Annotated in this window: 6 protein-coding genes; 3 read left to right on the plus strand and 3 right to left on the minus strand. The window is 69.8% G+C overall.

What is annotated here, in order from left to right:
- A partial coding sequence (locus HY703_07380) for a hypothetical protein (protein ID MBI4544997.1) occupies positions 1-2,564 on the minus strand: 2,564 nt, incomplete at its 3' end.
- Between the two features lie 263 nt (positions 2,565-2,827).
- Between HY703_07380 and HY703_07385 the strand changes: the two genes are divergently transcribed.
- The gene (locus HY703_07385; GenBank protein ID MBI4544998.1) at positions 2,828-4,660 is read left to right on the plus strand and encodes an ABC transporter ATP-binding protein; all 1,833 of its coding nucleotides are present in this window, start codon (positions 2,828-2,830) and stop codon (positions 4,658-4,660) included.
- A 206-nt stretch (positions 4,661-4,866) separates the two neighbouring features.
- Positions 4,867-5,256 (plus strand): apolipoprotein A1/A4/E family protein, encoded by a 390-nt coding sequence (locus HY703_07390; GenBank protein MBI4544999.1) that lies wholly within the window; start codon positions 4,867-4,869, stop codon positions 5,254-5,256.
- Between the two features lie 117 nt (positions 5,257-5,373).
- Here the strand turns inward: HY703_07390 and HY703_07395 are convergent, their stop codons facing one another.
- On the minus strand, positions 5,374-6,465 hold the full coding sequence (locus HY703_07395; protein MBI4545000.1) for a tetratricopeptide repeat protein: 1,092 nt from the start codon (positions 6,463-6,465) through the stop codon (positions 5,374-5,376).
- 24 nt (positions 6,466-6,489) lie between these two features.
- Positions 6,490-8,604 carry a response regulator gene (locus HY703_07400; GenBank protein ID MBI4545001.1) on the minus strand — a complete coding sequence of 705 codons (2,115 nt, stop codon included), beginning with the start codon at positions 8,602-8,604 and terminating at the stop codon, positions 6,490-6,492.
- Positions 8,605-8,897: 293 nt separating this feature from the next.
- On the opposite strand from HY703_07400, the gene HY703_07405 reads away from it, so the two are divergent.
- Positions 8,898-10,422, plus strand: a 1,525-nt coding sequence (locus HY703_07405; protein MBI4545002.1) for a GAF domain-containing protein, incomplete at its 3' end; no start/stop codon positions are given.

Genomic DNA, 10,422 nt, shown 5'->3' on the forward strand with positions numbered 1-10,422 from the left:
CCCGGCAGCACCTCGGGGCCGCCGCCGAACCCGCCGAACCCGCCGCCGCCAAAGCCGCCGAAGCCGCCCGGCCCGTCCGCGTCGCTCGCCCGGCGGAACCGGTCGCGGCGCAGGTTCCAGGCGACGCGGTTCGCACCCGCCTCGAGCGCCGCACGGAACGTGCGGATCACCTCGCCGCCGCTGCCCAGCACCTCGATGGTCGCGGAGTCCGCCGGCGCATCCTTCGACCAGAAGGTGAGCAGCGCGCCGAAGGGCCGGTTCTCGCCGCGGAACACGCCATGCCCGGGCGAGCGCACCCCCGCCGCAACGCGCGATTGGTACTGGCGCGCGGCCGGCGGCTCGAAGAGGTGGAGCGGCCTGGTGACGAGTGCCGGGTCACGCGCCAGTTCGCGCAGCGGCCGCACGTCATCCAGGATGTAGACGGCACGGCCATGTGTGCCCACCACCAGGTCGTGGTCGCGCGGGTGCACGATCAACGCCTGGACCGGCACGGTGGGGAAGCCGTGCGTCCACTTGAACCACTTCCTGCCCCCGCTCACGCTGACGTAGAGGCCGAACTCCGTGCCCAGATAGAGGAGTTCGGGCACGACCGGGTCCTGCTCGATCACGTGGATGAAGCCGCTCAGCTCGGGCGTGGCCAGACTGGTCCAGCTCCGGCCGTAGTCGGTGGTCCGGTAGATGTACGGCGTCCAGTCGCCGCGCCGGTGGTTGTCAAAGACGACGAAGGCGGTGGCCGCGTCGTGGCGGGATGCCTCGAGGTGCGGCACCCACGTCGCCGGTGGCACACCCCTGATCCGCGCCACCACATTCGTCCAGCTCCGGCCGCCGTCCCGCGTGAGCTGCACGTTGCCGTCATCCGTGCCCACCCAGAGGACGCTGCGCTCGAGCGGACTGGGCGCGATGGCGAGGATCGTCGTGTGATTCTCTGCGCCCGTCACGTCGCGCGTCAGCCCGCCGCTCTCCCGCTGCTTCTGCTTGGTCGAGTCATTGGTGGTCAGGTCCGGCGAGATGATCTCCCAGGAATCGCCGCGGTTCGGGCTGCGATGCAGAAACTGGCTGCCGTAATAGACTACCTTGGCGTCGAACGGGTCGACGGCGATCCCGGCGTTCCAGTTGAAACGCAGCTCAGTGCCGTCCGGGTGGTACGGCTTGATGTCCTTCCGCTCGCCCGTCACGAAGTTGAAGCGCCGCAGATTGCCACCCTGCGACATGCTGTAACCGTAGTCCGGGTCGGCCGGGTCGCTCAACGTGCCGAAGCCGTCGCCGCCGCCTACGGTCGTCCAGTGCTGGTTCAGGATCGGACCGGACTCCCAGACCGAGCTGGGGCCGCGCCACGAGCCGTTGTCCTGCAGCCCGCCGTAGACGTTGTAGGGGAGCTGCATGTCCACGTTGATGTGGTAGTATTGGCCGAGCGGCAGGTTCTCGACAAAGCGCCAGCTCTGCCCGCGGTCATATGAGATGCCCACGCCGCCATCGTTCCCGTTGATCATCAGCCGGCCGTCCCCGGGATGGATCCATAGCTCGTGATTGTCGCCATGGATCCCCGTGTCCAGGCGATGGAACGTGCGGCCGCCATCCTCGCTCACGTTCAGGCGGCTGAACAGGTTGTAAACTCGATTCTCGTTTTGCGGATCGACCCGGATGTCGGTGTAGTAGAACGGCCGGTTGGCAATGCCACGCTCGTTGTTCACCGTCGTCCAGCTCCTGCCGCCGTCCGCCGAGCGCAGCAGGGCGCTGGTCTTGGCCTCCACCAGCGCGTAGACCACGTCCGTGTTGCTGCGGGCAATGGCGACGCCGATCCGGCCCAGCTCGCCCTCGGGCAGGCCGTCCTTCGAGCCCAGGCGAGTCCAGGTGCTGCCGCCGTCCTGCGTGACGTACAGTCCGCTCCCCGGTCCACCCGACTCGAAGAACCAGGGCCAGCGCCGGTACTGCCACATGGCGGCGAACAGCTTGTTCGGGTTGCGCGGATCCATGACCAGATCGGCCACACCGGTCTTCTCGTTCACATACAGCACCTTCTCCCACGTCTTGCCGCCGTCCCGCGTGCGGTACACGCCCCGCTCCTCGCCCTCGCTCCACGCCGGCCCCATCGCCCCCACGTAGGCAACGTTCGGGTCCGTGGGGTGCAGCACCACGCGGTGGATGCGCTCCGACTTGCCCAGCCCCAGGAAGCTCCAGGTCGCGCCGCCATCCAGGCTCTTGTAGAGCCCTGTCCCCACGCCCGCGCTGTTCCGCGGATTGCCCTCCCCCGTGCCCACCCAGACGATGTTGGGGTTGGGCTGGAACACCGCGACCGCGCCGATCGAGGAGGTGGGCTGCTCATCGAAGATCGGCCTCCAGGTCACGCCGCCGTTGGTGGTCTTCCAGACGCCGCCCGTGGCGGCGCCCACGTAGATGATGTTGGGGTCGCTGTGCACAGCGTCGATCGAGGCGACGCGGCCGCTCATGGCCGCCGGGCCAATGCTGCGCGTCTCGAGCGCCGCCAGCCGCGCCGGGTCCACCTGCGCGGGCGCAACGGGCGCGAAGCTCAGCAGCAGCGCGACGGCCGCTGGCAGAGCAAGCACGGAGCTCCTGGCGGCGGCTCGAGCGGCATTGCCGGTGTACGGGCGCGTGCGGATTCGGGGCACTGGCAACATGGGTCCCTCGGCGGTCGGAGTCTGGTGGGGATCTGCGGTTGATGATCCAGAGAAGCACGATAAGCCGAAACCGCCGGGCTGGACAAGGGTGATACAGTTCAGGGACAGTTCAGGGGCACGACAATGCGTGGGTAGGCGCCGGGAACGGGAGCGGGAGCGGGAACGAGCAGGCATTCAGGCGGAGCAGGTTCATCGTGGCATTGCGCGACCGAAACGGCAAGGAGCTGCCGCCCGTGCGGGAGCGGCTGCGTGCACTACGGCTGGTGCCGCCCTTCCTGAAGCTGGTATGGCAGGCCCACCCGACATACGCCGCGGGCGTGCTGGCGCTGCGCGTGACCCAGGCGTTCGGGCCACTCGCGCTGCTCTGGGTCGCCAAGCTGATCGTGGACGGCGTCGTCGCCAACCTGGGCCAACCAGATCCAGACTGGAGCTACCTGGCCCGCCTGGCGCTCCTCGAGCTGGCCATTGCCCTGTCACTCGAGGTCATGCAGCGCCTTTCCGCGCTGCTCGAGAGTCTGCTGGGCGACCTCTTCTCGAATCGCATGTCCGTGCGGCTCATGGAGCACGCTGCCACGCTGGACCTCGAGCATTTCGAGGACCCCGAGTTCTATGACCACCTGGAGCGGGCGCGGCGCCAGACTGTTGGCCGCATCGGCCTGGTAGCGCTGCTGCTATCCATGGGGCAGAGCGCGCTCACCCTCGCCTCGCTCATGGCCGCACTGCTGGCCTTCAACCCCTGGCTGCTCTTGCTGCTGGTCCTGGCAGTGCTGCCCTCCATGGTGGGCGAGACCCATTACGCCGGCCTCTCCTACTCGCTGCTCTATCGCTGGACGCCCGAGCGGCGCCAGCTCGACTACCTGCGCTATGTGGCAGCCAGCGACGAGACGGCCAAGGAGGTCAAGTTGTTCGGGCTGGCCGGCCACTTCATTCGCGGCTATCGTCGCCTGGCCGACGAGTTTTATGACGCCAACCGGCGGCTGGCCTTGCGCCGGGCCGCCTCAGGCGCGGCACTCTCCGCGCTGAGCACGGCCGTCTATTACGGCGCCTACGGCTTCATCATCTGGCAGACCGTGCGGGGCGTGCTGACGGTGGGCAGCCTGAGCTTCCTGGCCTCCTCCTTCATGCGCAGCCGCGACCTGATCTCGCGCATCCTGCTGGGCTCCGCGGACGTTTACGAGCAGAGCCTGTTCCTGCGCGACCTCTTCACCTTCCTGGAAATGCGGCCCCGCGTCGCCAGCCCGCCCGATGCGCGCCCGCTGCCGCGCCCGATCCGGGAGGGGTTCCGCTTCCAGGGCGTGGGGTTCCGCTATCCGGGGGCGGAGCGCTGGGCCTTGCGCCAGGTGAGCTTCGAGCTGCGACCCGGCGAGCGGCTGGCGCTGGTGGGGGAGAACGGCGCGGGCAAGACCACGCTGGTCAAGCTGCTGGCCCGCCTCTACGACCCGCACGAGGGGCGCATCCTGCTGGATGGCGTCGACCTCCGGGAATACAACATTGACGAGCTGCGCCGCGCCATTGGCGTGATCTTCCAGGACTTTGTCGAGTACGATCTGGCCGCCCGTGAGAACGTTGCCGTGGGCTGGATCGACGCGCTGGAAGATCGGCCGCGCATCGAGCGGGCCGCGGCCAAGAGCCTGGCGGATACGGTCATCGCGCGTCTCGAGCGGGGCTACGACCACATGCTGGGCCGGCGCTTTGACGGTGGTGTAAACCTCTCGGGCGGCGAGTGGCAGAAGATCGCCCTGGCGCGTGCCTACATGCGCGACGCGCAGATCCTGATTCTGGACGAGCCCACGGCCTCGCTCGACGCGCGCGCCGAATACCAGGTCTTCCAGCGCTTCAGCGAGCTGACGGGCGGGCGTATGGCCGTGCTCATCAGCCACCGCTTCTCCACGGTGCGCATGGCCAGCCGCATCCTGGTGCTGGAGGACGGGCGCATCCGCGAGGAGGGCAGCCACGCCGAGCTGCTCGAGCGCGGCGGGCTGTACGCCGAGCTGTTCTCGCTGCAGGCGGCGGGCTACCGGTAAGGGTGGCTGGGCTTGGGCGGGGTGGACGTACGCGTACCTACCCGTAGCCGTACGCGAATTCCTCGGCGCAGGCTATGCACGGGCACGGGCACGGGCACGGGCACGGGCACGGGGTACGGGTTCGGCGAGTGCCACTGAAACCACAGGTACCCAGCGTCGCGTAAAGAGGAGGGAGCCCCCGCGGCTCGCGGACCCAGGAGGACACGGTGCAGAATACCGACAGCTCCGGCTCGAAGAAGGACCCGATTGCCGAGCTTCAGGCCCGCCTCGAAGCGGCAATCGATGAAGTGCGGCCGAAAATGAGACGCGCGTTCGACGAGCTGAACGCCAGGCTGGACGCGGCGCTCGAGGATGTGCAGCCCAGGGTGGACGCCGCCCTGAGTGACGCTCGCCCGGCGGTGGACCGCTTCGTTGCGGATATCCAGCCGCGCATGGACAGCCTGCTCGAACGGCTGCAGGCCAAGCTCGAGGCGCTGCGCTCCGAACTGCGGAGCCGGGCGGAACGCGCTACCAGGCCCGAGGAGGAGCCCGGGCCGATCAAGGGCGAGTTGCCGCCCACAGGCTCGGCCGCCGCGGAGCCCCCGCCCGAAAAGTAGGTTCCTTTCTGCCCAGCGCGGACCCCGGCCCCGACCCCGAGCCCCGAGCCCGGGGCTGACCCGCGTAGGGAGCGGCGGAGCTGGTCGGAAATGTTGTCCTCCGTACGCGTGCGCCCGTCAGCCATCCCCCCGCCCGCGCGCCAGCTCCGCCTCCGCCGCAATGTAGCCGAACGCCGCCCAGTTGCTGAGCGTCAGGACGCGGCGGAACACCTCGAGCGCCCGCTCCCGCTCCCCATTGTACAGGTACCAGTTGCCCACGCCGTAGCCCTGCGTGGCCAGCTCGACGGGGTCCCCGCTCCCGGCATCGAGCAGTGCATCGGGCGGGATCTCGCCCCTGTACATGAGCAGCCGGCGGTGGTAGGCGTGGTTCTCCAGGATCTTCATCTGCTGGTGGATCGGCTCGAGGACCAGCGCCGCTTCCTCCGCACGGCCCAGCCGCCGCAGCGTCATGTACAACCAGTCGCTGGTCGCCACCAGCATGTCTGGATTGTTCGAGACCTTCAGGCACTCCAGGTAGGCGGGCAACGCCCTCTCGAAGTCGCCCCTCAGGTAATGGGCCAGCCCCAGGTGGTACCAGATGTTGGACTGCAGCGTGCTGGTCGGGATGTTGTAGGGGTTGGGCGCCCCATCGGGCTCGACCTCGTCCAGCTTCCCACGGATCAGGCTGGCCGCCTGCTCGAGGTCGGCCATCGCGTTATCGAGTTCGCGCAGGGTGATGTAGCGGTGGCCGCGGTGGCGGAACATGCGCGGGTCGTCCGGGTGTTTGCGGATCCCCTCGGAAAAAGTCGCGATCGCCTCGCGGTAGCGGCCCAGGTAGGCCAGGCGGCGGCCCAGCCAGATGATGCGGTCCGCATCGTCTGGCCCCGCCTCGTATGCCGCACGCGCCGCCGCCAGGTTCTGCTCCAGCCGCTCGCGTACTTCGGGGCCGAGTAGAGGCGGGTAGAGCGGCTGTCCCAGGAGCGAAACGGCCTGTGGCTCGCCGGCCGTGGCGGCCGGTTGCGTGGCGGCCCCCGCGCCGGCCGCCGGGGTCGGCGCAGGCGCTGGGGTGCCGGGAGCCTCTGCGGCCACGGGAGCGCCCGCCTCGGCCGCGGGCGTCCGGGGCTGCAGCGTCGCCTTCCCCTCTGATGCGGCCTCCGGCACCCCGCTCGCGCTGGCGCACGCGGCCAGTGCTGCGGCCCATACGAGTGGCACTCCCCCGGTTGTCCTCATGATCCGCTCACCTCCGCCCGGCACTCAGGCGGGCCTGAGTGCCGGGCCTGCCAGCAGGTAGGTGCGCATCTGCCCTTTGCCCGGGATCTCGACCACACCCCGGCTCTCGAATGCGAAGCGCTCGCGCAGCCGGGCGTAGCTGGGCGCGGAGACGTGGATCGAACCCGCGACGCCGTGGGCCGCGAGTTCCCGCGCCGTGGCAACACCATCGCCCCACAGCGCGTAGACAATGCGGCCCCTCCCCACCATGCCGGCCACCACCGGTCCGGTGTGGATGCCCATGGAGACGCGGATCGGATCGGGGTAGCGAGCTCCGACGCTTGCCGTGGCCTCCGCCATTTGCAGCGCCAGGCCGGCAATGGCGTCGGCGTGGTCGGCCCGCGGCGTGGGCAGGCCGGCGGCCAGCAGGTAGGCGTGCCCCTCGGTGTGCACGGTTTCCAGGGCGTAGCGATCGGCCAGCTCCTCGTAGGCCTCGAACAGCTCGTTAACCCGTCGTACCAGCTCGGCCGGTCCTGCCCGCGCCGCCAGCCGCGTCAGCCCCTCGAGCCCGGCGCACAGCACCGAGACCTCCTCGAACGCCTCGGCGATCTCCGTCTCGCCGCGCCGCAGCCGCTCGGCAACCGGCCGGGGGGACACGCTCAGCAGCAGGTTCTCCACCAGCCTCTGCTCCGCCGCGAGCCGCTCGAGGTGCGCGCGCTCGCGCTCGCGCGCGCGCTTCAGCTCGAGACACGCGCCGATGCGAGCCCCCAGCAGCGCCGGGTCGAACGGCTTGGACAGGTAGTCCGCTGCGCCGATCTCGATGCAGCGCACGACGCTGTCCATCTCGTCCAGTGACGAGATCATGATCACGGGCGTCTGCCGCAACGCCTCGTCCTGCTTCATGCGCCGGAGCACCTCGATCCCGTCGATCTCCGGCATCATGATGTCCAGCAGCACCAGATCGTAGTCCCCGGCCTGGAGCGTCTCGAGCGCCTGCCTCCCGTTCTCCGCTGTGGCCACGGTGTAACCCTGGCGCGCGAGCTGGCGCGAGAGCAGGTCCCGGTTCAGCGGGTTGTCATCCACCACCAGGAGCCGTCCCTGATGAATCTCGGCCGCGGCCGCCGTCTCCCGGCTCACCGGCCGGATCTTGGACAGTACCTGGCGCGCGATGGCGGAGGCACGGGACAGCTCGGAGCTGGCCGGCGCCGCTGCCGGCGCCGAGAGCCCGACCACGGAATCGAGCAGCGCCAGCAGCGTGCGCGCTGCTTCGAGGATGCGGTTCAGGTCCGGCACCATCCCGTCCCGGCCCGTCTCGCGGCTGCTCTCGATCAGCAGTTCCGCGTAGCCGACGATGGCGTTCAGCGGCGTACGCAGGTCATGACGGAGCTCAGCGCCGTAAGCCTCGAGTTCCCGCTCGATCCCGCCGTCTGCCAGCCTGGACGGGTCCAGGATGGAATCCACCAGCGAGAGTAACTGCTTGCCCGCCGCGCGGATCTTCTCCAGGTCGCCGAGCAGCTCCTGCGAGCCGGCCGCCGGCGTGTCCTCGAGCAGCATCTCGCTGTAGCCGATGATGGCGTTGATCGGCGTCCGCAGCTCATGCCGCAAGTGCGCCAGCGAGGCCCGCTTCACCCGGTCCGGATCGGGCACCTCCGCCGCCTGCGCCTGCGCACTCCCGGGCGGCGCCGCGCCGGCAGGGACGCCCTCCGCGCCCCGGGCCGGCGCCCGCACCATGCCGGGACCTGCCGGCGGCGGCGCGAACCTTGGCGCGGCCGCTGCCGCCGCACGCAGAGCCGCCAGCCCCGAAAGCCCTGGTGCCGGCCTGCCCGCTGGCGCCTCCGCGCGGCGGCCCAGCGCTTCGGCCGCCGGGAGCCGCGCTTTCGCCCGTGCGGCGGCACGCGGCGCCGGTCCCGTGCGCTTCACCCCCTCGGGCGTCACGTCGAAGGCCCAGGCCAGGGTCAGCGCAATGGGCAGGCCGAAGAGCAGCAGGACGATCAGCAGGCGGAAGGCCCAGTCTGGGAGGAGCAGCGCCGGGAACACCGCGTCGGCGAGCTGCGTGAGACCTGCGCCCACGGCCACATAGACCAGCCCAACCTGATAGACCTTGCGGCGCTTCAGTTCGCGGAGAAAGGACCTGATCCTGGGAACCGGCTTGTCGGTCATGGGCTTCGAAACGGGATCTTCCGGCCAGGAATAGCGCAGGAAAGCGCTTCCAAGATGCACCGCCCCGGCACGCGCGGGCAAGGATGCGGGCAGGGATGGTGGCCTTTCGCCCGCTCAAAAAACTTGACACGGCGGACGGCGGACCGGACTATTTACTCCTCGGGCGTCCTCTCCCGGCGCTTGCACGGGCCGGACAGGCGGCCCGTGCCCACTGCCTGTTCATTTCCGGACCTCGCGCTTTCCAGGCGCTCGCAACGCTTGCGAGCGCGGCCAGAACGCTACCGGGAGAATCCATGCCGACCCGGCGAGCAGGAAGATCTGCGCCTCCGCCTGGCCGCCGCGACCTGGCCCGCCGCCAGGCGGCGCTACTGCGACTGAGCACGCAGCTCGCCGCCGCCCACGACGAGAACGAGCTCTGCCGCTGCATCGTGGACGGCCTGCACGACCGGGAGCTCGGCTACGACTACCTCGCCCTTTTCCTGGTCGACGAGGCAACCGGCGAGCGCGTCCTGCGCACTGCCGCGGGCTGGAGCGACGCGCCGACTGGCCTGCGCCTGCCCCCCGGGCAGGGGCTCAGCGACCGCCCGTTGCGGGATGGAAGGCTGCACTACTCGCCGGATGTAACCCGCGAAACCGCCTACATTCCCAGCCCCATGGCGGGCTCCGAAATCGACCTGCCGCTCCCCATTGACGGCGGGATCGTCGGCGTCGTGGTGGTGGAGAGCAGTCGTAAGAACGCCTTCGACCAGGAGGACTTCGACATCCTGACCGTGGCCACAAACCAGGCGGGCATCGCCCTGGGCCGCGCCCGCCTGCTCGCGGCGGAGCGCCGTCGCGCCGATGAGCACAAGGCGCTGCTCGACACCATGGCCGACCTCTCCGCGCAGCTCGAGCTGTCGCGACTGCTCCAGGCCGTGCTCGAGCGCGCTGTCGCCCTCCTGGGCGTGACCGGCGGGGAACTGGCCATCTACGACGAGGTCCGGCGGGAGCTGGTCATTGTCGCCAGTCACAACATCGGCAAGGACTCGACGGGCGTACGCATGGCGCTGGGCGAAGGAGCCATGGGGCGTGTGGCGCAGACGCAGGAGCCGCTCATCATCCCCCGCTATCAGGAGTGGGCCAGCCGCTCGCAACAGTACACGCAGAGCACGGTGCAGGCCGTCATGTGTGCGCCGCTGCTGGTCGGGCAACGGCTGGTGGGCGCGTTCGCGGCCGTGCACAACGACCCCGCGCGCCAGTTCGGGCCGGACGACCTCCGGCTCCTCAACATGTTCGCGCCCCAGGCCGCCATTGCCATCGAGAACGCCCGCCTCTTCACCTCCGCCCAGCGGCAGCGGCAGTACTTCGAGGCCGTGGTCGTGAACAGCCCCGTCGCCATTGTGACCCTGGACCTGGACTACAAGATCGTCTCCTGCAACCCGGCCTTCGAGCGGCTGTACGGCTACGCCCAGGCGGAGATCATCGGCCGCGACCTGGACGAGCTGATCACGGACGAGGCGACGCGCGCCGAGGCGGTGGGCTATACCCGCACGGCGCTGGGCGGGCCGGTGCACAGCATCACGCGGCGCCGGCGCAAAGACGGCACGCTCGTGGATGTCGAGGTGCTCGGCGTGCCTGTGGTCGTAGATGGCGAGCGGGTCGGCCTCATGGGCCTCTACCACGACATCACCGAGCTGCTGCGCGCGCGCCGCGAGGCGGAGGCGGCCAGCCGCGCCAAGAGCCAGTTCCTGGCCAGCATGAGTCACGAGCTACGCACGCCCCTTAACGCCATCATCGGCTACAGCGAGATGCTGGCGGAGGAGGCCGAGGAGCTCGAGC

The sequence above is a fragment of the Gemmatimonadota bacterium genome (assembly GCA_016209965.1).
GTDB lineage: Bacteria > Gemmatimonadota > Gemmatimonadetes > Longimicrobiales > RSA9 > JACQVE01.

Coding starts and splice junctions, on each gene's coding strand:
- HY703_07395 (MBI4545000.1), bottom strand. CDS start 6,465: ATGAGGACAACCGGGGGAGTGCCACTCGTATGGGCCGCAGCACTGGCC.
- HY703_07400 (MBI4545001.1), bottom strand. CDS start 8,604: ATGACCGACAAGCCGGTTCCCAGGATCAGGTCCTTTCTCCGCGAACTG.